Here is a 20,780-nt window from a genome sequence, read left to right on the forward strand (position 1 = left end):
GGCTCACGAAACGTGTCGCCGGCAGCTCGGAGCGACAGATTGCCTGTCCATTGCGTCACGCCAGTCCACCTTCGTCGGATAGAAACGATCACTGTCGCATTCCGTGGGATGTTCTCGTGAGCCGTGATGTCGGTCGTCCACAGTTCTGTCTGTCATCCGCCAGCTGACTTGTCCGACTGCCACTCAACGTGTCTGAAATACAGAGACGGAAACGTTGTCTGGCAGCGCGAACGGGTTGAGCCGACCGCAGCGCGACTGAGTCTTCGTGGGTTCCGAGGCGTCCGTAAGGCGCGGGTGATTTGCGAAAGTTCGCGGACCCCCCATGTGAGACAGAGTTGGTCTCGACGCAGGGCGGTAGGAGTCGGCGTCGTCTGCGGGCACTCGTCAGCCGACTGGAGGACCGCTAACGGACGTCAATGCGAAGTGATTGAAGGCTCTTCGCAGCGACGATCGAACAACGACCAGCCTTGCCGTAGTAGCCCGTACGACGCTAGAAACGGCTCTGCCACCCGCTCTGGACTCCCTGGGGCTGATCCGAAGCACGTCTTCATCTCCTATGTCAATGAGGACACTCCTGCAGTGGAAGCGTTGTGTCGTGTGCTTGATCGAGCGGGAGTGCCCTACTGGCGGGACCGCCGGGCACTGGCTCCGGGGGATGCGTGGAAGGTGAAGATCCGGGATGCGATCCGTTCCGAGTCGTTGGTGTTCCTTGCCTGCTTCTCGACAACCTCTGTCGCGAAGCAGAAGTCGTACATGAACGAGGAGCTCAGCCGCCGAGTTCATCGGCGCAACTGGCGACATGAGCCGATTCGAGACCGCCGACAGATTGGCCGGAGTCGCGGGCGTCCCCCTTTCCCCCGCGACTCAGGGAAGATCAGCGGCAACCTTCACCGCCCGAAACGATACGACCGACGACTACTCCGCGCGTGCTTCATCTCAGCCCAGGTGGCCGCCCGTTGGAACCCAGAATCGCGCGCCTACTACCAGCGGAAACGAGCTGAGGGCAAGAACCACAAGCAAGCCGTGCTCTGCCTCGCTCGACGCCGGATCAACGTCATCTGGGCGCTCTTACGTGACGAGACTGAGTACCGACCTCGACAAGTGGCTGGCGGCACCCACGTCAGAACGGCGGCGGTGTGAGCCAAACGGCAGACACTCGATTCGTCGAGGAGATTTTGATTGCCTCCGTGACACCATCGATGCATGGATCTTGAACCTCTGAATCTGCCGGAGCTGATTGGCAACCGTGTTCACTTGCGTGGATGGCGGCCCGCGGACATAGCGACGGTCCAAGAAGCCTCCCAAGATTCCCTCATTCCCCTCATCACGACGGTCCCGGCAACTGCTGGCGAGGCTGAGGCCCGCGCTTTCATCGAACGCCAACACGGTCGGATGAAGACCCGCCTCGGCTACGCGTTCGCCATAGCGGACGGTGAAGATCGGGCGATCGGCCACATCAATATGTTCTTCTCGACGGGCTCAGGTGCGCGAGCCAGCCTTGGCTACTGGATTGCGCCATCCCAGAGGCGGAACGGCTACGCCGCGGACGCACTGAGCACTTTGACGTCGTGGGCCCGTCACCACGACGACCTTGATCGCTTGGAGTTATACGTCGAGCCCTGGAACGAAGGATCGTGGCGCGCGGCTGAGCAAGCCGGCTACGCGCGAGAAGGACTTCTACGAGCTTGGGAGCGCATCGATGGCAAGCCCCGCGACATGTTCATGTATGCCCAGCTGACAGCCAAGGCCTTGGCAGAGATGCGTCCAGAGAGACTAGGTGAGGCGTCCCATGAACCGCCTGACCAGTCTTGACAAACAGATTGAGATTCACGTTGATCCAGGCCCCAGTCGTGGTCGACCGGTGGGGCACAGCGAACACAGGACACCTCACCGGGGTCTTCGCCGCCCCGGTGACCATCGCGACCGCGATCGCACCAGCGGTCGGCGCCGCCCTCCTCCACGCAACGGGCGGCGCGACCACCGCGCTGCTCTGCGCAGCGGTGGCGGCGATCGGCGGCAGTGCGCTGCTCCTCGGGACAACCACCCACCGAGATCCGCGGGGCGCAACCCGACATCCAACGCACCAATAACGACGACACCGAACGAAGCTGCCCACAGTTCGGCGCTAGCTGAGTTCCGTCTTAACAGCCGATTGTCTACCGGACGGGCTGTCGGCTCCACCGTGACGATCTGGTCGAGATCACGGTAGGTCGCGAGGCCCCCTGAGCTGACCCCACCCGAATTCGCTCTCCGCAATGAAGTCTTGGAGATCGCTCTGCACATTGCGAACGAGGGCGTCAGGGCCGTCCTCGACCCATAAGCCGCCGGACCAACCGCGTTCGTGCAGGATGCGCCAGCGGACCACGGCACTGTTCTGCTCGACGAGATCGTCCCCGTCCAGCGCTGGGCCGGTGACATCGTCGATCGACACGATCTCCACCGTGAGCGTTGCGAGTTCGGGTGTCGTGAGCATGACGTGGAACATCGGCCGCAGCAGGGCGATGACTTCTGACACTTCCAAGATCTCGTCCACCACTCGAAGCTAGCGCCCGAGATCATCGGGATGCTCGCCCGCACCGAGCGTCGCTCCTGTCCGTTGATCGATCGCCTATCGGACGTGATTGCTCCACGCCTGGAGGTGGATCATGCTCTCTCCGGGCGTCGTGCCGCCTGCACTCGGGCCAGGATGATGCGGCGGTGGCCGAGCGACGACACGAGGAGCAGCACGCCCAGGACGAGCTCGATGCAGCGATACGGGCATGGACCGCATCGACTGACCCGTCCCTCGCGGGGATCGCCGTCTCGGCCGTCCTGGCGGCGTGCTGCGTGCTCGGCGCCGGCTTCTGCGCGCTCGTCGCCTTCGCCGGGCCAGGAGCCGGCGTCGGAGATCCGGATGCCTACGACGGTTGGGCGTGGACGGCGCTCGCAGCCGGCCTGGTCGGCGCCGCCGGCCCGGTCGCGCTCGCGGTCGTGACGCTCAGGAGCCAGCCGGGCAGCGCCAGTGCGCTTGTGACGATCGTCGTCGCTGGGGTCCTCGTGGTGTTCGGCGTCCTGGCCGCCCTGGTGGGAGTCGGCGTCCTCGCCGGGTGATGTCAGGCGGTCACCGCTGCGACAGCCTCGTCGACCATCGGCTACCGGAGGTCCGCTGACCGACCGTCTTCCGGACACTCCGGATGCAGACGAGCGCCGCCAGTGCGGGGTTGCGCGGTACCGCCTCTGCTTTGATCAAACCGATTTGATGAGCCCACTGGGTCCTACGCTCGACGCGTGAGCGACCCGAGAGAACACCTCCTCCGCGAGGGACAAGCCAATGTGCAATGGGTCGCGGCCACGCAGCAAGCCAGGGTGCTTGTAGAACGAGGACCGATCATCGTCGGTGCGTCAGCGCAGGCCGCCTTGACCGGACTGACCCTCGTCTTCTTCGCACTCGGCACGACCCTGGCGGCGCTCGAGCCGTCGCCGTGGAAGGCAATCGTCAGCGGTGCTGGATTCACCGTCGCTCTGCTCGGGTGGCTGTGGGCACGTCGGCACGACGGCTTGGAGCCCTTCCTCGCTAGCGGCGAGCAAACCCCCGTCTCACTCCTCGATCGCGATCAACGGCGGGCCCTCCGTTCGCAGATGCGCGGGAAGATGCCGCCCACTCCCTACTCGAAGGAACTCGTCGACCTCCTCACACGTCGGCAGCAAGCATCGGCGAGGCACATCTGGCCGACGCTCATCGGGTTCGGAGTCGCCCTCGTCGGCGTGAACCTCAACTCGGGGAGGTTTCTGCTCGCCTTCCTGGCGGTCAGCGTCTTCATCGTGGTCGCTAGCTGGATCGAACGGCGTCGGTGGCGGCGAACGCGTGCATTCATCGCTGGCCATCAACGTCGGTAGTTGAGATCTTGACGTTCCTGGTCCTGCCGAGGATTGCGCGTACGCGCGAGACCTCGTGCCCGCACGGCAAGCGGCTTCGATCGACGCAACAGACTCCAACCCGACGACGTCCGGCAGACGATCGCTTACTGAGACGGGTCGTATCGGTGCCTTGCGAGCTAGTGATAGGGGAGCGGCTTGCCGGTGGTGCAGAGGCGCGTCGCGGCGTCAGCCCTGGACGGTCCAGGCAGCGGAGATGCTCCGGTCGACGACACGGCGCCACCCGTCCGGAGCGGCAGGGTCGTGGCTGGCCATCCCGGCCATCCACAGGACGGTCATCAGGTCATCGGGCGTGAAGTCCTCGGCGAGAACGCCGGCGGTGTGTGCGTTGGCGACGAGTTCCGCTCCGAGCGCCATGGATCGTTCGCATGCGTTGATGAGGAGGACGGCGTCGGGGTAGCGCCGGAGCATCGCGTCGTTCATCGCCGGGTCGCTTCGCTGCAGGTCGATCATCTCAGCGATGAAGGTCTCCAACTGCGCGCGCGGAGTGTCCTGGGACAGTGTCCGTTCCCGCAGGGTGCGGAGCTTCGCGCCCGCGATGTCGGGCACGACGGCGTCGATGAGGTCCTCGCGCGATCCGATGCGGTTGTAGAGCGTCCCGATGCTCACCCCGGCCTCGCGCGCGATGTCCTCCAGTGGCGCGGAGAGCCCTCGACGTGAGAACACCGCGATCGCGGCAGCGCGGAGCTTCTCGACGTTCGCCTGCGCGTCTCGACGCAGGCGGGGTGCGGTGCTCACAGCGACTCCGAAGGATCTTGAGGGAGGTCTCAACATAAGCTGCAGAGAATTGAGGACCGTCTCAACATACCGCACCAGCTCGCACGGCCTGGCGGTGGGCCCCGGAAGGACGCATCATGCCCCTCATCACCATCATCGGCGCAGGACCCGGTCTGGGTCTCGAGATCGCGCGAGCCTTCGGACAGAAGGGCTTCGACGTCGCGCTCGTGGCCCGCAGCCAGGCGAACGTGGACTCCCTGGCGGGTGAGCTCGTCGCGGAGGGCATCCAGGCTCGTGGTTTCACCGCCGACGTCAGCGAGCCCGACACGATCCGGAGTGCCCTCCGATCGATCCGGGAAGCGCTCGGGCCGATCGACGTCCTCGAGTTCTCCCCGGCTGACCGGACCCTGGAGTCGGTCGACGCGGTGGACGTGACGATGGAGAACCTGCAGCCACAGCTCGACTTCTACCTCGGCGGCGCCATCGCGGCCGTCGGAGAGGTCCTGCCGGGCATGATCGCGGCGGGCGCCGGCACGGTCCTCGTGACCACCGGTGGCGGTGCGCTCGCCCAGACACCCGTCCGCGGGAACGTCAACATCGCCGCGGCGGGGCTCCGGAACTGGACGCTCAACCTCAACGCCGCCCTCGCGGACAAGGGTGTCTACGTCGGGTTCGTCGCCATCACCGCGCTGATCGGCGGTGGGCGACCGGACGCTGAACCGGCGGTCATCGCGCAGTCCTACGTGAAGCTCCACGACGAGCGGCGGGATGCCGAGCTGCACTACGTCGCGTACGACGGCTGACGCGCCTCCCGCCCGGGCTGCTGGCCTGGGCGGGATCCGCCGGGCTGCCGGGACCCGGGTCCGCGCGGTTCAGCCGGCGCCAGCCGCTGCAGCCGCCGCGGCGAAGATCCGGAGTGTCGCCACCTGCTCGGCCGTGCTCGGGGGCGCGTCGGCCATCTGCCACGTCGACACGAGCGCGATCATGCCGCCGATCGTGAAGGTCCGGGCGTCCCCGGTCAGAGCGATCTCCGATCCGCGGTGATCGTGGTCCGACTCCGACAGCCAGGTCGTCATCGCGGCAGCGAGCACCTCGGCGACGCGCTCACCACGTGGAACGGCGCGGAGCTTGTCGAAGAAGCCGCGATCCGCACGTCCCGCGGCGAGCAGCGGTTCGATCCCGCGCTCCCGAACGGCGTCGGTGAGGGCCTGTGGGAGGTTCGCAGCGGCCTCGTCGAGGGGGAGCCAGTCCTCGAGGAGGCGGCTGATCCAGAGGTCCGTCGCGAGGTCGCCGACATTGCTGTAGTGGTTGTGGAGGGCCTGCCTGCTCAACCCGGCACGCTGTGCCACGGCGCTCATCGAGATCGTCTCGCCCTTCGGTGTCTCGGACACCAGGGCGGCCAACGCCCGGATCAGGGCAGCGCGGGTGCGGGTGACGCGCGGGTCCACCCGTTGGCTCGCGAGCGGCACCGTGCCTGTTCCGTCCGTCATGAGTCCATCTTGCCAGAGCGGGGACACTGATGTACGTTCGTCATCTACTGGACAACTGTAAAGGATATCATGACGCACGTAACCGAGCCTGCCACTGGCCGCGGAGACGGCCCGCAGCACCCCGAGTTCGAAGCGGCGGTCGCGGGCGGTGCGCTGGACTCCGAAGGGCCGGGATCAGCACATCGCTACCGGAACCTGGTCCTCGGTGCGATCGCGATCCTGCTCCTGGCGATGGCGATGTTGACGAGCTACTCGAGCGCGTTCGGCAACCCGACGCCGAACAACGTCCATCTCGCGGTCACCGGCGACGCTGGCGCGATCGTCGCGCTCGAGCAGCAGGGGTCGCTGGATCTCACCGTCGTGGCCTCTGAGCAGCAGGCACGATCCGCCGTGCTCGACCGCGACGTCGACGGCGCCGTCATCCTGCCGGCGCCGGGCAAGGGCGCCGGCGTCACCACCTACATCGCCAGCGGCGGTGGCCGCGGCCTGGGCCAGGCGGTCTCCGGCATCGGCGACTCGATCGCGGCGAAGCTGCAGACCACCAACACGGCCACCGACCTCGCACCCCTGCCGAAGCAGGACCCGGTCGGGTCGATCGAGTTCTACGCGATCCTCTTCGCGGGCCTGGGGGCTGCCCTCGGTGGAACGGTGTTCGGACGCATCCTCGGCACGGTCGACACGGCCGCGAAGTTCGTCGAGCGCAGCATCGTCCTCGTGCTCTACGCCGGTCTCCTCGCCGGACTGATCACCCTGTGGATCGACTCCGCACTCGGGGCGGTGACCGTCGGTCCCTGGGCCGTGTTCGGGATCCTCTGGCTGACCGGAGTCGCCATCGGGGGAGCGGTCACGGGCGTCGCCGCACTGGGCGGAACCATCGCGGCTCTGGTGATGACGCTCGCCCTGGTGATCCTCGGGAACACGTCATCTGGTGGCCCGCTCGGGATCCACGTCCTCGACGACTTCTTCCAGACGCTCTACTACGTCTTCCCGCAGGGCGACGCGCTCGACCTGCTGCGGTCCGTCCAGTACTTCGACGGCGCTGCGGTCGCCGCCCCGATCATCCGGCTGAGCATCTGGGCAGTGGCAGGGATCCTGCTCACCCTGACGGCGATGCTCATCCGGAACCGACGCGAAGCCGCTGCTCGACCGAAGGGCGGACTCCGTCACGAGCAAGGTCCCCGCTCGGCAGCCGGCCCATCGGGCTCCCACCTCGAGTCCGCCGCAGGCACGCCGAACGCGGCCCTGCTGCCGTTGACCCCGACGCCCTGAACACCACAGGCCTGCTCGACGCCCGCAAACGGTCGAACCACTCCCGGTTCGACCGGCGGGAACCATCACGACAACCACTTCTGCACACAACCAGCCCTCATTGCTGAGGACGATCGGAGGACCGCACCATGCAAGGCAAGATCGATGTCCACCAGCACCTGCTCCCGCCCCGCTACTTCGACGCACTGGCAGCGGCAGGATCGAAAGCGATGGGGGCCGGCGCCCCGGGGGATGCGGCGGCTGCGACCGGAGGGTCCGCGCAGTGGGACCCGTGGGGTGGGAACGGCGGGACAGCACCGCGACGAGGGCCCCGGGCCATCGGCGGCTGGTTGATGCCGGAGTGGAGCCCCGAAGCGGCGATCGCGATGATGGACGAAGTGGGGATCGAGACCGGGATGCTCTCGATCAGCGCACCGGGCGTGCACTTCGGTGACGACGCCGCGGCGCGCCAACTCGCCCGCGAACTGAACGACTACCAGGCCGAGCTGGTCCGGGAGCGGCCCGACCGGTTCGGGCACTTCGCGGTGCTGCCGCTGCCGGACTTCGACGGCGCGGTCGCCGAAGCCGTGCGAGCACTCGACGAGCTCCACGCCGACGGTGTGCTCCTGCTGTCGAACGCGCACGAACGGTACCTGGGCGACCCCGCGTACGAGCCGCTGTGGGCAGAACTCGCCGCCCGCTCAGCCGTGGTCTTCGTGCACCCCACCGCACCACCGATCACGCAGTTGCCGGGGATGCCCACCGCACTGCTGGACTTCCCGTTCGACACCACCCGCACCGCCGTGGACCTCGTCGCGCACGGCGTGTTCGACCGCTACCCGGAACTGCGCGTGATCCTGTCCCACGCCGGCGGGTTCGTGCCCTACGCCGCTAGCCGGTTCAGCGCTGCCGCGATGTTCAACCCGGGCACCACGCCGGAGCGCATCCAAGCGGGCCTGCGCAAGTTCTACTTCGACACCGCCCTGTCCGCATCTCCCACGTCGCTGCCGTCACTGCTGGCGTTCGCGGAGCCCGGCCACGTCCTCTACGGCAGCGACTTCCCCTACGCACACCCCGACTGGACCGCTCGCTTCGACCATGACCTCGACGCCTACGACGGCCCTGGCGCAGAACGACTGGGTGACGTGCACCGGACAGCCGCCGAACAGCTCTTCCCCCGCTTGGCGAGCGAGAGCGTTCCGAGGCGTCGATGACCGTGGGGGATTGTCGGGACGATGAGCGCGTCGTGGTCGGCCCGACAGGGCATTCGCACGCACCGCCCTGCGCAGGCTCTGTGACGAGATCACCCCTGGCTTTCTCGGGCCTTGTCCTCTGGGCTGGCGTCGTGCAGAACCTGCTGCATCGCCGGAGGTGAGGCGCGCCCGATGGAGGAACCGGACGAGGATGTCCCCATGAAGAACGTCGTCGTCGTCGGGGCGGGCATCGTCGGGGCATCGATCGCGTACCACCTGGCGAAGGCGGGCGCCCAGGTCTCCGTGATCGAACGGGGCATGCCCGCGTCGGGCGCGAGCGGAGCCTCCTTCGCCTGGATCGGCAAGGGGCCGACGCCGCCGAGGCCAGCGCAGGCGCTCCTCCGTGAATCGGTCAACGAGGACTACCGGAGGCTCGAGGAGGAGCTCCCGGACCTCCACGTGCGATGGACCGGCTCAGTCCAGTGGGAAGACAGCGGCCGCGACCCTGACGGCACCGGGGACGGCGTTGCGCTCGGTCGCGACGAACTGGCACAGCTGGAACCCCACCTCGTCCCCACACCGGCACACGCCGTGTTCAACCGGTCAGACGGGGCGCTCGACCCCACAGCCGTCGTCCGGACCCTCCTGGCCGGAGCCGAGAACGCCGGGGCTCGTGTCCGTCTCCACGAGCCGGTCCTCGGTTGGGCGACGGACGACACCGAGATCGTCGGTGTCCGGACCGAGAAGGGAGTCGTCCCGGCTGACGTCGTGGTCATCGCCGCCGGAGCGGACTCCGTGGCGCTCTGCGACGAGCTCGGGGTGCGACTCCCAGTCGCGCCGTCGCCGTCGATCCTGGCCAGCTTCAGTGCTGCGCCCGAGGTCATCCGCACGCTCCTCAGCAGCGACACGATCGAGGTCCGCCAGACCGGGGAGGGCACCTTCAGAGCAGCGCGGAGCCACTCCGGAGAGACCACTGACCAGGAGCTGACCGAGGTCGGTCGCGAGGTCCTCGGTCAGGTGCGGGCCGCCCTGTCGGGGATGGACGACGTCGAGCTCACGCAGGTGCAGGTCGGGATCCGGCCCATGCCGACGGACGACGACCCGATCATCGGCGCGCTCCCCGGTCATCGCGGTGCCTACGTCGCCGTGATGCACTCCGGGGTCACGCTCGCAGCGACCGTCGGACGCCTGGTCGCCGACGACCTCCTCGGCGACCACGAGCCACCCGAGCTCACACCACTTCGACCAAGCGCCACCCGAGGGAACCCGTCTCGGTAGCGGAACCCCAGCACGCGCCCGCGATCACGCCTTGGCGCGGCCAGCGTGCGCGCGTGCTTTCATCCGGTTGCCGCAGGTGGCCATGGAGCACCACTTCGCGGTCCCGGGACGGCTGTGGTCGACGAGGAACAGGTTGCACTCGTCGTTCGCGCACGCGCGGAGTCGACCCGGGAACCGTTCACCCACGCTGGACCACGCCAGGACCGCCGCCGTGGCGAGGCGGTCGTCATCTGCCACGACGAGTTCCCAGACCACGCCGTCAGGCGTCACTCGGGGAGTGCGTACCGCACCACTGATGATGCTCGCCAACTCGCCGACCGCTTCGGGGCGGTCCCCACGGATCACGGCGTGCAGTGCAGCGCGAGCCCGACGGAGCTGCGCGATCTCGTCGACCGTTCCGGAGCCTCCCCAGGTCTGCGTCAGCGCTCGACCGTGGGTGCCGTCGAGGCTGTCCGTCGCGCGGCCGTTGACCACCGGCGCGCTGTTCAGCACCGCCAGCAGCAGCTCTTCGTCCTGCAGCATCGAACTCCGCCTCCCCACACCCGACCGGTGTGACACGACCCATGCTACCGTCACCTAACCAGCAAAACAATTCAAAGGGGTTAGCCATGGTCACTGTCCACCACCGCACCGTCGCAGTTGACGGGCTCGATGTGTTCTATCGAGAGGCTGGACCGGTCGATGCACCTGTGCTCCTGCTGCTGCACGGGTACCCGTCGAGCTCCCACATGTTCCGGCACCTGATCCCGGCACTGGCCGACCGGTACCACGTCGTCGCACCCGACCACATCGGCTTCGGCCGCTCGTCCGCGCCGTCGACCGACGAGTTCGACTACACCTTCGCGACCCTGGCAGCCACGACCGCAGGGTTCTTGTCCGCCCTCGCGATCGAGCAGTACACGATCTACGTGCAGGACTACGGCGCCCCCATCGGCTGGAGGCTCGCGCTGGCTGACCCGGATGCCGTCACCGGCGTCATCTCCCAGAACGGCAACGTCTACGAGGAGGGCTTCGTGCCGAGCTTCTGGGACGGCATCTGGGCCGACGCCACAGAGCAGACCGATGCGACCCGCGACGCGCTCCGCCCGGCCCTGGGACGAGACGCAGTCGAGTGGCAGTACACCCACGGGGTCTCCGACCCGACGACCGTCGACCCCGACGCCTGGGAGCACGACCTCGCACTCCTCGCCCGCCCCGGACAGGACGCGATCCAGCTGGCCCTCTTCCGCGACTACGCGTCCAACCGCACCCTGTACCCGGCGGTCCACGACTGGCTCCGCACCTCGCGCGTCCCCGTCCTGGCCGTCTGGGGACGCAACGACGAGATCTTCGCCGCTGCTGGCGCGACCGCTTTCCTGCGGGACCGCCCCGACGCTCGCGTCGAACTCATCGACGGCGGGCACTTCCTCCTCGAGTCGCACCTGGATGCGGTCGCCGACGTGATCAGGGACTGGACACCCGTTGGGTGATGCAGAGTGGACACATGGCCGGCGCAGCGCCGAACACCATCCACTTCCATCGCAAGCACCACGAGGCGATCATGACGGGCGAGAAGGTCACCACCGTTCGGTGGAACGAGTCCGTACCGGTGGGGCCAGCGATCTTCGTCTTCGACGAGCACCCGACGGCGGAGGACGTCGCCGATGTCGTGACCGTCGTGCGGCAGCACCGACTCGACACCCTCACGGCCGAGCAGGCGCATCAGCCGCCAGGAACCGACATGCAGCGCTTCGCACAGCAGCTCCGCGAGAACTACTACCCCGACATGCCCTCCGACGCGGTGGTCGAGGTGGCACAGCTGACGATCACGCCGTCCCTGCGCTGATCGGCTGACGCGACTCCGTCTCCGCGGTGACGGGGGTGGTGGCTAGGGTCCCGGAGCATGGAAGCGACAACGCTGCGACCGCGAACCTTGACCGCCGGCGACACGGTGGCGATCGTCTCACCGGCGTCGTGGCCAGAGGGATCGGTGCCGACCTGGATCGCTCGACAGGTCGAGGCGTGGGGCCTGCGCGCGGTCATCGCGCCGCACGCGCTCGACCATCGCGGCTACCTCGCGGGCAGCGACGTCGACCGTGCGGCGGACCTCAACGACGCGATCCGCGACCCGACGGTCCGTGCCGTGATCGCCTCCACCGGCGGGTGCGGCAGCTTCCGCATCGTCCCGGACGTCGACGTCCGGGCGCTCCGCGCCGACCCGAAGATGCTCGTCGGGTACAGCGACGTCACCGCCCTGCACCAGGTCTGGAACGCCGCCGGCGTCCCGTCGCTGCACGGTGCGATCGCCGGCACCCACGGTGACCACGTCCGGCGACTTCTGATGGAGGACGCGGACACGGTCGTCGACGCGGATGCCGCCGCACTCTCGGCCGAGCTCACGACGACGGGGAGCGTGGAGGGGCCGCTGTCCGGTGGCAACCTCGAGATGCTCGCGCGGTCGGTCGGGGTGGTGGACTTCGACCTGGCCGGGGCGGTCCTGCTGCTCGAGATCAACCGCGCTGCTGGGCTGGGGATGGTCGACCGCGCTCTGACGCAGCTCCGGTACTCCGGAGCGCTCGACGGCGTCGTCGGGGTCGCTCTCGGCAGCATCGACCAGTTCGCCGGGTACGAGGACCGCGACTGGACCGTCGTCGACACCCTGCGCGACCACTTCGACGCGCTCGGCGTGCCGGTACTGGGTGGGCTTCCTCTCGGTCACGTCGAGGACCTCGTCACCGTGCCCCTCGGCACACGCGCGGTCCTCGACGTCGACCGCGGTCGGCTGACCGTGGAGTCGCCGTCCGGAGTCTGATCCTGTCCTGCGACGGTCCGAGCACTCCCGGCCTAGCCTCCGGTGATGGCCCTGCATCTGCGACAGATCGTGCTCGATGCCGAGGACGCGCGAGCGCTCGCCGCGTTCTGGCTCGCCCTGCTGGGCGGCGAGTACCGGGCTGGTGACGAGCCGCCCGCCGACGGTTCGGACGACCGGGCGGACTGGGTCGCGATCAGCACCTCCGAGGGGGTGGACGTCACGGTGCAACGGGTGGACGAACTGCCTCGGGTGACCTGGCCGGACGGGCCGGTCCGCCAGCAGCTGCATCTCGACTTCAGCGTCACGGACGTGGATGAGCTCGAGCAGCAGCGGGCACGTGCGGTCGCTCTGGGCGCCACGGTCCTCGAGGACCGGAGCGCCGATCCGGAGGAGGCGCTCTACGTCCTCGCCGATCCGGCCGGTCACCCCTTCTGCATCTTCGTGGTGGCTGGCGGTCCGAGCGGTTCCTGATCGGCCAGCAGGACTGCGGGTGGCCCGACGGACTGGAGGCGCGGTGACGGACCGGCACCGAGCCTCCAGACCATGTTCACAGCCGCTACTTGGCCAACTGGCCAAGTAGCGCGATACGGTCGCACCATGACCCTCCAGCAAGAGCACCGCAGCGTCGAGGAACGGCGCGACCAGCTCGTCGACGCCGCGATCGCCGTCCTGCGCGACGGCGGGATCGGCGCGGTGACCACCCGCGCGGTCACCGCCCGTGCCGGGCTGCCGCACGGCGCCTTCCACTACTGCTTCGCCGGCAAGGCGCCGCTCTTCCGCGCCGTGCTCGAACGACAGCTGCGCACGGCGATGGCGGTCGCGTTCGCCCCGCCGGTCACCCCGCTCGGCCTGGAGGCCCGGATCGCCTCCGGCCTGTCGGCCCACCTCGCGCAGACGCGCAACGACCCGGCGACGGCACTCGCCCTGGTCGAGCTCGTCACGTACTCGCGTCGTGACCCGGACCTGCAGGACCTCGCGGCCTGGGAGCAGGACGCGTACCTCGCTGCCATCCGTGCGCAGGTCGAGGCGTGGACGACCGAGGACGACATCCGGTGGACCATCCCCGTCGACCAGCTCGTCCGACTGCTCATCGCCACGGCCGACGGCATCGGCTCGGCGTGGCTCGCTGACCGTGACGACGCTGCGGCGGAGGCCACTGTCCGGGCCGCAGCACGGGCGATCGCGTCCCTGGCCGACGGGAGCGGCGCATGAAGTGGGTGTTCCTCGGGATGGCGATCATCGCCGAGGTCACGGCAGCGCTCTCGATGCAGGCTGCCGTCGACCAGCCCGGCTGGTACGTGCTCGTCGCCGTCGGGTACGTCGCCGCGTTCGCGATGCTGATCCTGGTGCTCCGTGCGGGCATGGCGGTCGGGGTCGCCTACGGCATCTGGGGCGCTTCCGGTGTCGCACTGACCGCGGTGCTCGCCGCCGTGTTGTTCGGGCAGGCGCTGACGGTCACGATGGTCATCGGGATCGCGTTGATCGCTGCCGGGGTGCTGCTGGTCGAGATCGGGTCGCAACGCGCTCTGGCCGCACGGAAGCGGCAGGTCCGCTGATGGCCTGGATCCTGCTCGCGGTCGCGATCGTCACCGAGGTCGGTGCGACGATCAGCCTCAAACTCGCCACCGACGGCAAGAAGGTGTTCTTCGTCCCCGTGGTCGCGGGGTACCTCATCGCGTTCAGCCTGCTCGCGGTGGCCCTGACGTTGGGCCTGCCGATCGGCGTCGCGTACGGGATCTGGGCGGCGACCGGGGTCGCACTGACGGCGATCCTGGGTCGGGTGCTCTTCCGCGAACCGCTGACGGGGCTCATGCTCGGCGGGATCGCGCTGATCATCGCCGGGGTGCTCCTGGTCGAGCTCGGGCACTGACGGACCCCGTCGGTCCGCGGAGCTCGGGTGCGGCCTAGCGGCGTCGCGGCTGCCGGTGGAAGTACACCGTCATCGTCAGGTCGTCCTCCGCTTCGGTGACCCCGGCGGAGAAGGTGATGTCCTGCACGTCGACATCGCCCAGCGCTTCGATGCTGTCGGCGACGCGGCGAAGGAGAGCGGGAACGTCACCCTGGTCCTCGCCGGTCGGATTGCTCTGCGAGAAGTGGTTGATGGTCCATTCCTCAGCGGGCACGGCTCACACAGTACCTTCGCCGTCGTGGCGTCCCGTCTCGTGGTGGTGGGAACGAGCACGCTGCATCTTGACGAACCCGACCGTCGCCGGGATCGCGAGGAGTGCGAAGGCCACGAAGGCACCGGTGGCGATCGCGAGGGACCGTGAGGCGCGAGCCGAGTCATGGCCGGGGAGGTTCCCGATGAACACCAGCACGATGATCGGAAGCGCGATCGCGACGACCCACAGGGCCGCTGCAACGACCCCGAGCAGCATCACCACCGGGCGAGGTCGCCGCTGGTCCGTGTCATCCGGGGTGGGCCGCATGTCCTCCAATCAAGCAGCAACCGCGGCTCAGCGCCCGGTGTCGTCCCCGGCGTGCAGCAACCGCGGCACGAACAACCCGAGCGCCAGTGCGAGGAGCCCGACCGCGCCTGCGACCGCCAGCCAGACGCCTCCGACCGGCCCGGCGTCGCCGAACAACCCGACCACCACGAACGCCACCGCCTGCACCCCGACCTGCACCACGACGAACCGCAGCGCCGACGGCACGAGCGCCCGGAGCTGCACCCGGGCGGTCCGGGGCGTCCACGCCCAGAGCAAGCTCGTGGCGAGGACCAGGTGCGTCGTGAGGACGAGCACGGCCAGGTTCGACCCGCCGATCCCGGCGATCGCGAGCTGCACCACGAGCAGGGCGGCGAACGGACCGCGGGGCAGGACGGCGGCGGCCACGGCGAGGACGGCCGCGATGACGAGCCACCCGCTCGCCCCGATCACGACGACCGACCCGACGAGCCCCGCGACCAGGCCGAGTGCCCCGATCGACCATGCGGGGACCGCCGGCCCGATCGCCGGCGACCCGGTCCGTTCCGCGCGCGAGCCGACGCTCATCCGGCCCGCCGAGGACGACTGAGCAGCCGCAGCTGCACGGCCGGGGAGTCGCCGTCGCCGGTCTGCCAACGGATCTGCTCGACACCGGTGGCCGCCATCTCGGCGAGCCGGTCCTGGCGCTCGAGCGCGATGAGCCGGAACGCGGTGCGCTCCTGCTTGCTGACCCTTGTCACGTCCGGGGTCGGGAGGACGTCCACCGCGACGACCCGGTGCCCGGTGGCCGCCCACGTCATCGCCATCGTCGCGGCCTGGTCGTCGAGGAACGTCGACAGGACGACCACGAGCGACGCGGCCGGCACGAGGGGCATCCGCGCTGCCGTCGTCGCGTCGCCGGTCGGGATGACCGAGGCGATCGTCGAGCGGAGCCGCTCCAGGTGCCGTGTGCCGCCGCCGGGTTCGACGGAGCGCGCGGTGCCGGCCAGGGAGCGCAGACCGACCCGGTCACCGGCGCCGATGTACGCGGTCGCGAGGGAGACGGCAGCCTCGCGGGCGACGTCGAGGGACGTCGCCTCGGACGTGTCGTGGCGGGAGCCGCCCCACGTCGTGACGTCGGCGGCGAGGTCGTCGCGGCCGTCGATGACCAGGACGACGAGCGCGTCAGCGGTGGCGAAGGTGCGCCGCACGTACAGGTCCCCGGGCCGCTCGGCACGCCGTGCGGTGCGCCGCCAGTCGATGCGTCGCAGACGGTCCCCGGGCGCGAACAGGGCGACGTCGCGGAACTCGCCGCCGTCGCCGGGTCGCGCGGAGTCGTGCGCGCCGGTGATGCCCGTGACACGGCGCGGCATCGGTAGGTGCTGCATGCGCAGGTGCGGCGGGGGGACGACCGCCGACCGGATCGGGCCCTCCGCCGGCACCGAGACCGCGGTGCCGCCGCGTTCGAGGAGCGAGAGGTGCGTCCGCAGGATCTCCTGTGGTCCGGAGTGCGAGACCGGGACGGTGCCGGCGAGCTGCGCCGCGGTCCGGCGATCGACCACGACGACGTGCCGTCGGTCACCCGCCACGCGGAGTTCGAGGGCGAGGGCCTCGGCGGACGGCGGCAGGGTCACCTGCGTCCGGTACCCGACCCCGCGACCCGAGTCGGACGGGGCGAGCGTCGTGACCACCCGGACCTGCTCGCCGCCGAGACGCCGACCCGCACCGAACCCGGCGGTCACGAGCACCGGGAGCGCCACCACGGCGAGCTCGGGGCGCCCCAGCACCAGCGCGAGGCCGGCGAGGAACACGCCGCCGGCGACCCCGAACACCAGCGCGGGACTGCGCACCCAGAACGGTGTGACGTCGGGCCCGGCCGCGGGGCGGGCGGGAGCCGGGTCGGGAACGCTCACCGAGCCTCCATGCCGGAAGCACCGGAAGCACCGGAAGCACCGGACGCGCCGGAAGCACCGGGAGCACCGGACGTGCCGGCGCCCACCACCGGAGGCCCGGCCACCTGCGCGACGATCCCCCGGACGATCCCGGCCGGGTCCACCCCGTTCGCCCACGCCTGCGGCGTCAGCGAGATCCGGTGGGCGAGCACCGCGACCGCGGCGGTCTTGACGTCCTCCGGGGTGACGAAGTCCCGCCCGTCCATGACCGCGCGTGCGCGACCCACGAGCATGAGCGCCTGCGCTCCGCGCGGCGACGCCCCGACCTGCACGTCACGGTGGGTCCGCGTCGCACCCGCGAGGTCGACGCAGTACAGGGCGATGTCCTCGTCGACGTGCACGCCCTCGACGCTCGCCTGCATGCGCAGCATCTCGGGGGCGCTGACGACGGCCGGGACCTCGGCGACCTCGTGCCGTCGGGCGATCCGGTTGAGCAGCACGCGGTGTTCGCCGTCGCGGGACGGGTACCCGACGGAGAGCCGCACCATGAAGCGGTCGAGCTGGGCTTCCGGCAGGGCGTACGTGCCCTCGTACTCGATCGGGTTCGACGTCGCGATGACGTGGAACGGCCGCGGGAGCGGGAAGCCCTCGCCCTCGACGGTGACCTGCCCCTCCGCCATCGCCTCGAGCAGCGCGGACTGCGTCTTCGGCGACGTCCGGTTGATCTCGTCGGCCAGGAACATCCCGGTGAAGACGGGTCCCGGCCGGAAGACGAACTCGGCCGTGGCCGGGGCGTAGACGAACGACCCGGTGATGTCGGCGGGCAGCAGGTCCGGGGTGCACTGGAGGCGGCGGAAGTCGAGTCCGCACGCCGCGGCCAGGCTGCGCGCGGCGAGGGTCTTGCCGAGACCGGGGACGTCCTCGAAGAGCACGTGGCCACCCGCCAGGATGCTCGCGAACGCCAGGGCGAGCGGCTCGCGCATCCCGACGACGACGGCGCCGACGGTGTCGAGGACGTCACGCGCTCGTGCGGCGACGTCGGCGATGGGCATAGGGGGCCCGGTCTCGGGCTGGGTCACGGTCACGGCTGCCTCTCGGTCGCGGTGCGGTCGGTGTCGGGGGCGAGTGCCTCGACGGCGGTCAGGACGGAGCCGAAGGCGGCGAGGTCGAGCTCGGGCCGCCGTTCGCTCCGCAGCACGGCGACGACGGCCGGCGGCAGGAGCGTCTCGATCGCGGTGCGGTCGTCCGGGTCGTCCAGGTCGAGTCGGTGGAGCGTGCGGAGGCGGTGCCGTGCGACCGCGCGGACGCGACCGAGCGCCCGCTCCGGCACGCCGCCGTGGGACCGGAGCGTCCAGGCGATCTCGGAGAGGTCGCGTCGGGCGCCGGGTGCGGACCGGACGGGAGGCACGGGCCAGGCCAACGAGGGACCGTCACGGACCGCGGTCCACGTCAGCCCCACCGCGGCGAACACGCCTCCGACGGCGAGGGACAGCGCGACGCCGACACCGAAGAACCAGACGATGCCGGCCGCCACCACGGCGACCACCACGACGCCGGTGACGCGGGCCTTCACGATCGGCCCGTCGGTGCCGCGGCCCACTGCCGCTCCAGCGTGCGCAGGGCGGCGCGGACCGCGTCGACGTCCGCCTCGTTGGCCGGTGCGCCGCCGAACCGCACCGCCAGGTAGCACCGACGGAGGGTGCCGAGGGCGGTCTCGTCGACGTCGAGCTGCCGGAGGATGCGCGTGGTGAACTCGGTCGGCGTCTCGGCGGAGCCTCGCTGGAACCCGGCGTCCTCCGCGGACTCCTGCAGCCCGACCCACGCCGCGGTGACGGCGTCGGACGGGTCGCGCGGGTGGGACAGCACCGCGAGCGCACGGGCGAGGCCACGGCGGATGTGCTGCAGCCCGACCTCGGCCGTGGGATCGGCCGTCACGTCGACAGCGAGTCCGGCGACGTCGATCCGCTCCGGGCGAGCACGGCGGCGCCGGTGGCGCAGGACGTACAGCACCGCCAGGACCACGAGCACGGCGACGACGACCGCGGCGACGACGAGGAGCCACGAGGTGTCGACGTGCTGCGCCGCCTGCGTACCGGACCGCTGCGGCGCGACGGTGGCCTGGTCCGAGGTGACCCGGAGCGGCGGGGGTGCCGTGGCCTGGCCGATGGGCGGGGACCACCGGGCGCCGGTCATGACGGGCCGTGCGCCGAGTGCCGCTGCGACGACGACGAGGCCGCCGAGTGCGAAGGCGACGACCGGGACGAACGGGAAGCCCCCGCGATGCGGACCGTCGTCGTTCGCCATGGCGCCACGCTACCCCGAGGCCCCGTCGGGCCGCCCCGGGTCCGGACCAGTCAGCCGCGTCCGACGAACGGCATCGTGGTCGGCATGATCGTCAGGTTCGGCACGTTCACCCCGTCCGGCAGGCCGGCCATGTAGCGGACAGCGCGGCCGGTCTCGGCGACGTCGATCGTCGCTTCGGGCCGAACCGAGCCGTCGGCCTGCAGCGTCCCGCCCCCGCCGCCCGCGGTCATCGGGGTGACCGCGTTGCCGATGTCGATCTGGCCGCACGCGATGCCGAATGGTCGTCCGTCGAGCTGGAGCTGTTTCGTGAGACCGGCCACGGCGTGTTTCGCCACCGTGTACGGCGCCGAGAGCGGTCGCGGTGCGTGCGCGGAGATCGAACCGTTGTTGATGATCCGGCCGCCCTGCGGGTCCTGCGACCGCATCACCCGGAACGCCGCACGGGCGCACAGGAACGAGCCGGTCAGCGTCGTCGCCATCACGGTGTTCCACGTCTCCAGGGTCAGCTCGTCGAACTGCGTGGCGGGTGCGCCGACACCGGCGTTGTTGAAGAGCAGGTCGACGCGGTCGAAGCGCTCCACGGTCTGGTCGAACAAGGCGTCGACATCGGCCTCGACGGAGACGTCCGCGACGATCGGGACGATCCGGGTCGAGCCCGCGGCGACCTCGTCGAGCGGAGCGGTGCGGCGGCCGGCGATGACGACCGTCCATCCGTCCTCCGCCAGGGCGAGCGCCGCGGACCTGCCGATGCCGCTGCCACCGCCCGTCACGACGGCGACCTTCGGGTGCGGTCCGGGTCCGTTGCTGTCAGTCACGAGCGCACGCTACCGCGGCCGTCGAGCCCCTGCGACGGCACGCGCCTTCGTCGCCCGGAAGTTCTCGGCCGCGTCGGCGAGCGTGGCCTCGGCGTCCTCGTGGAGTTCGCGGGCGAGCGCCGGCAGGTCGGCGTCGGACAGCTCGACCGCGCCGATCCGGTCGGTGACGGTCTGGATCACCGTGACCAGGACGGTCGCGTGCGCCAGGGCGACGAGCTCGTTGATCTCCGGGTCGGTCTCGCGGATGGTCGCCGCGATCGCCGCCGCTTGGGCGTGCCGGAACTGCAGCGCGTAGCGGCGGAGCGCGTCGCTCACCACGGACTGTGTCGGGTACTCACCGCGTGCCAGGAACGGGTCCCGGGCGAGGAACCGGTCGATGTCGTCGTGCACCTGGTCCCGGAGTGCATCGGCCGGCGTCAGTGCCGGATCCCGCTCGGCAACCGCGCGACACGACCGTTCGAGCATCTGGTCGGCCCGGTCGAGGACCAGGTCGGGCTTGGTCGGGAAGTAGTTGTAGACCGTCTGGTCGGCGACGCCCGCCGCCCGCGCGACGTCGGACATCGACACGGCGTCGTAGCCGTGCTCCGCGAACAGCCGGGCTGCGACCGTCGCCAGACGTCCTCGTGTCTCCTGCTTCTTCCGCTCGCGCAGGCTGGTCGCCGTCGTCATGGGACGATCCTCGCACGAACTTGTGGTCACTCCAACTTTCCGTGGTACCGTCCAGCAAGTTGG

27 protein-coding genes and 2 pseudogenes are annotated in these 20,780 nt (G+C 69.9%); 16 read left to right on the forward strand and 13 right to left on the reverse strand.

Features of this window, described 5'->3' with window-relative positions; genetic code table 11:
* Positions 1-126: 126 nt before the first annotated feature.
* From ASG04_RS18065 to ASG04_RS04830, 3 genes and pseudogenes are all read left to right on the forward strand, one after another.
* Positions 127-723, forward strand: a pseudogene (locus ASG04_RS18065) (toll/interleukin-1 receptor domain-containing protein); the annotation flags it as partial.
* Positions 724-772: 49 nt separating this feature from the next.
* A pseudogene (locus ASG04_RS17030) lies at positions 773-1,140 on the forward strand (transposase); the annotation flags it as partial.
* A gap of 63 nt (positions 1,141-1,203) precedes the next feature.
* Positions 1,204-1,812, forward strand: coding sequence for a GNAT family N-acetyltransferase (locus ASG04_RS04830; protein ID WP_082517821.1), 609 nt, complete (start codon positions 1,204-1,206; stop codon positions 1,810-1,812).
* A gap of 388 nt (positions 1,813-2,200) precedes the next feature.
* Here the strand turns inward: ASG04_RS04830 and ASG04_RS04840 are convergent, their stop codons facing one another.
* Positions 2,201-2,533, reverse strand: coding sequence for a hypothetical protein (locus ASG04_RS04840; RefSeq protein WP_156463532.1), 333 nt, complete (start codon positions 2,531-2,533; stop codon positions 2,201-2,203).
* Between the two features lie 164 nt (positions 2,534-2,697).
* Here ASG04_RS04840 and ASG04_RS04845 point away from each other — a divergent pair, with 164 nt between their 5' ends.
* Entirely contained in the window at positions 2,698-3,090 is a 393-nt protein-coding gene (locus ASG04_RS04845) for a hypothetical protein (RefSeq protein ID WP_056121032.1), read from the forward strand.
* 177 nt (positions 3,091-3,267) lie between these two features.
* Positions 3,268-3,876 carry a hypothetical protein gene (locus tag ASG04_RS04850; RefSeq protein ID WP_056121034.1) on the forward strand — a complete coding sequence of 203 codons (609 nt, stop codon included), beginning with the start codon at positions 3,268-3,270 and terminating at the stop codon, positions 3,874-3,876.
* 207 nt (positions 3,877-4,083) lie between these two features.
* Here the strand turns inward: ASG04_RS04850 and ASG04_RS04855 are convergent, their stop codons facing one another.
* Positions 4,084-4,653, reverse strand: coding sequence for a TetR/AcrR family transcriptional regulator (locus ASG04_RS04855; RefSeq protein ID WP_056121037.1), 570 nt, complete (start codon positions 4,651-4,653; stop codon positions 4,084-4,086).
* Between the two features lie 116 nt (positions 4,654-4,769).
* Here ASG04_RS04855 and ASG04_RS04860 point away from each other — a divergent pair, with 116 nt between their 5' ends.
* On the forward strand, positions 4,770-5,435 hold the full coding sequence (locus tag ASG04_RS04860; RefSeq protein ID WP_056121039.1) for an SDR family NAD(P)-dependent oxidoreductase: 666 nt from the start codon (positions 4,770-4,772) through the stop codon (positions 5,433-5,435).
* Positions 5,436-5,504: 69 nt separating this feature from the next.
* On the opposite strand, the gene ASG04_RS04865 is transcribed toward ASG04_RS04860, so the two are convergent.
* Entirely contained in the window at positions 5,505-6,122 is a 618-nt protein-coding gene (locus ASG04_RS04865; RefSeq protein ID WP_156463533.1) for a hypothetical protein, read from the reverse strand.
* Positions 6,123-6,191: 69 nt separating this feature from the next.
* Here ASG04_RS04865 and ASG04_RS04870 point away from each other — a divergent pair, with 69 nt between their 5' ends.
* The 3 genes from ASG04_RS04870 to ASG04_RS04880 all read left to right on the forward strand — a co-directional run bounded on the left by ASG04_RS04870 (position 6,192) and on the right by ASG04_RS04880 (position 9,841).
* Positions 6,192-7,391 carry an ABC transporter permease gene (locus ASG04_RS04870; RefSeq protein WP_056121042.1) on the forward strand — a complete coding sequence of 400 codons (1,200 nt, stop codon included), beginning with the start codon at positions 6,192-6,194 and terminating at the stop codon, positions 7,389-7,391.
* Between the two features lie 128 nt (positions 7,392-7,519).
* Entirely contained in the window at positions 7,520-8,584 is a 1,065-nt protein-coding gene (locus ASG04_RS04875) for an amidohydrolase family protein (RefSeq protein ID WP_082517822.1), read from the forward strand.
* Between the two features lie 198 nt (positions 8,585-8,782).
* Positions 8,783-9,841: an NAD(P)/FAD-dependent oxidoreductase gene (locus ASG04_RS04880; RefSeq protein ID WP_056121047.1), complete on the forward strand. Its 1,059-nt coding sequence runs from the start codon at positions 8,783-8,785 to the stop codon at positions 9,839-9,841.
* A gap of 24 nt (positions 9,842-9,865) precedes the next feature.
* Here ASG04_RS04880 and ASG04_RS04885 read toward each other — a convergent pair whose 3' ends face one another.
* Positions 9,866-10,363 (reverse strand): CGNR zinc finger domain-containing protein, encoded by a 498-nt coding sequence (locus ASG04_RS04885; protein ID WP_056121049.1) that lies wholly within the window; start codon positions 10,361-10,363, stop codon positions 9,866-9,868.
* 167 nt (positions 10,364-10,530) lie between these two features.
* Between ASG04_RS04885 and ASG04_RS04890 the strand changes: the two genes are divergently transcribed.
* From ASG04_RS04890 to ASG04_RS04920, 7 genes are all read left to right on the forward strand, one after another.
* Positions 10,531-11,310 carry an alpha/beta hydrolase gene (locus ASG04_RS04890; protein WP_321164477.1) on the forward strand — a complete coding sequence of 260 codons (780 nt, stop codon included), beginning with the start codon at positions 10,531-10,533 and terminating at the stop codon, positions 11,308-11,310.
* Positions 11,311-11,324: 14 nt separating this feature from the next.
* Entirely contained in the window at positions 11,325-11,666 is a 342-nt protein-coding gene (locus ASG04_RS04895; RefSeq protein ID WP_056121053.1) for an ASCH domain-containing protein, read from the forward strand.
* A gap of 87 nt (positions 11,667-11,753) precedes the next feature.
* The gene (locus ASG04_RS04900; RefSeq protein ID WP_235515439.1) at positions 11,754-12,632 is read left to right on the forward strand and encodes a S66 peptidase family protein; all 879 of its coding nucleotides are present in this window, start codon (positions 11,754-11,756) and stop codon (positions 12,630-12,632) included.
* Between the two features lie 45 nt (positions 12,633-12,677).
* Positions 12,678-13,103 carry a VOC family protein gene (locus tag ASG04_RS04905; RefSeq protein ID WP_056121057.1) on the forward strand — a complete coding sequence of 142 codons (426 nt, stop codon included), beginning with the start codon at positions 12,678-12,680 and terminating at the stop codon, positions 13,101-13,103.
* A 126-nt stretch (positions 13,104-13,229) separates the two neighbouring features.
* Entirely contained in the window at positions 13,230-13,844 is a 615-nt protein-coding gene (locus ASG04_RS04910; protein ID WP_056121058.1) for a TetR/AcrR family transcriptional regulator, read from the forward strand.
* Positions 13,841-14,188 carry a DMT family transporter gene (locus tag ASG04_RS04915; RefSeq protein ID WP_056121062.1) on the forward strand — a complete coding sequence of 116 codons (348 nt, stop codon included), beginning with the start codon at positions 13,841-13,843 and terminating at the stop codon, positions 14,186-14,188. Before ASG04_RS04910 ends, ASG04_RS04915 begins: the two co-directional genes overlap by 4 nt.
* The gene (locus ASG04_RS04920) at positions 14,188-14,502 is read left to right on the forward strand and encodes a DMT family transporter (RefSeq protein ID WP_056121064.1); all 315 of its coding nucleotides are present in this window, start codon (positions 14,188-14,190) and stop codon (positions 14,500-14,502) included. Before ASG04_RS04915 ends, ASG04_RS04920 begins: the two co-directional genes overlap by 1 nt.
* A gap of 34 nt (positions 14,503-14,536) precedes the next feature.
* On the opposite strand, the gene ASG04_RS04925 is transcribed toward ASG04_RS04920, so the two are convergent.
* The 9 genes from ASG04_RS04925 to ASG04_RS04965 are packed head-to-tail and all read right to left on the reverse strand — an operon-like array spanning position 14,537 to position 20,717.
* Complete coding sequence (locus tag ASG04_RS04925) at positions 14,537-14,755, reverse strand: hypothetical protein (protein ID WP_056121066.1); 219 nt, start codon at positions 14,753-14,755, stop codon at positions 14,537-14,539.
* 3 nt (positions 14,756-14,758) lie between these two features.
* The gene (locus tag ASG04_RS04930) at positions 14,759-15,061 is read right to left on the reverse strand and encodes a hypothetical protein (RefSeq protein ID WP_156463534.1); all 303 of its coding nucleotides are present in this window, start codon (positions 15,059-15,061) and stop codon (positions 14,759-14,761) included.
* Positions 15,062-15,088: 27 nt separating this feature from the next.
* A complete protein-coding gene (locus tag ASG04_RS04935; protein ID WP_056121070.1) occupies positions 15,089-15,625 on the reverse strand; it encodes a hypothetical protein in 537 nt (178 codons plus the stop codon).
* On the reverse strand, positions 15,622-16,950 hold the full coding sequence (locus ASG04_RS04940) for a DUF58 domain-containing protein (RefSeq protein WP_056121072.1): 1,329 nt from the start codon (positions 16,948-16,950) through the stop codon (positions 15,622-15,624). The genes ASG04_RS04935 and ASG04_RS04940 overlap by 4 nt, the downstream gene beginning before the upstream one ends.
* Positions 16,947-17,981 (reverse strand): AAA family ATPase, encoded by a 1,035-nt coding sequence (locus ASG04_RS04945; protein WP_082517825.1) that lies wholly within the window; start codon positions 17,979-17,981, stop codon positions 16,947-16,949. Before ASG04_RS04945 ends, ASG04_RS04940 begins: the two co-directional genes overlap by 4 nt.
* 29 nt (positions 17,982-18,010) lie before the next feature.
* Positions 18,011-18,502: a hypothetical protein gene (locus tag ASG04_RS04950; protein WP_162241691.1), complete on the reverse strand. Its 492-nt coding sequence runs from the start codon at positions 18,500-18,502 to the stop codon at positions 18,011-18,013.
* The gene (locus tag ASG04_RS04955; RefSeq protein ID WP_056121076.1) at positions 18,499-19,233 is read right to left on the reverse strand and encodes a DUF4129 domain-containing protein; all 735 of its coding nucleotides are present in this window, start codon (positions 19,231-19,233) and stop codon (positions 18,499-18,501) included. Before ASG04_RS04955 ends, ASG04_RS04950 begins: the two co-directional genes overlap by 4 nt.
* Positions 19,234-19,283: 50 nt before the next feature.
* Entirely contained in the window at positions 19,284-20,048 is a 765-nt protein-coding gene (locus tag ASG04_RS04960; protein WP_056121078.1) for an SDR family oxidoreductase, read from the reverse strand.
* A gap of 9 nt (positions 20,049-20,057) precedes the next feature.
* A complete protein-coding gene (locus tag ASG04_RS04965) occupies positions 20,058-20,717 on the reverse strand; it encodes a TetR/AcrR family transcriptional regulator (RefSeq protein WP_056121081.1) in 660 nt (219 codons plus the stop codon).
* Positions 20,718-20,780 lie beyond the last annotated feature (63 nt).

The organism is Curtobacterium sp. Leaf183, assembly GCF_001424385.1.
Lineage (GTDB): Bacteria > Actinomycetota > Actinomycetes > Actinomycetales > Microbacteriaceae > Curtobacterium.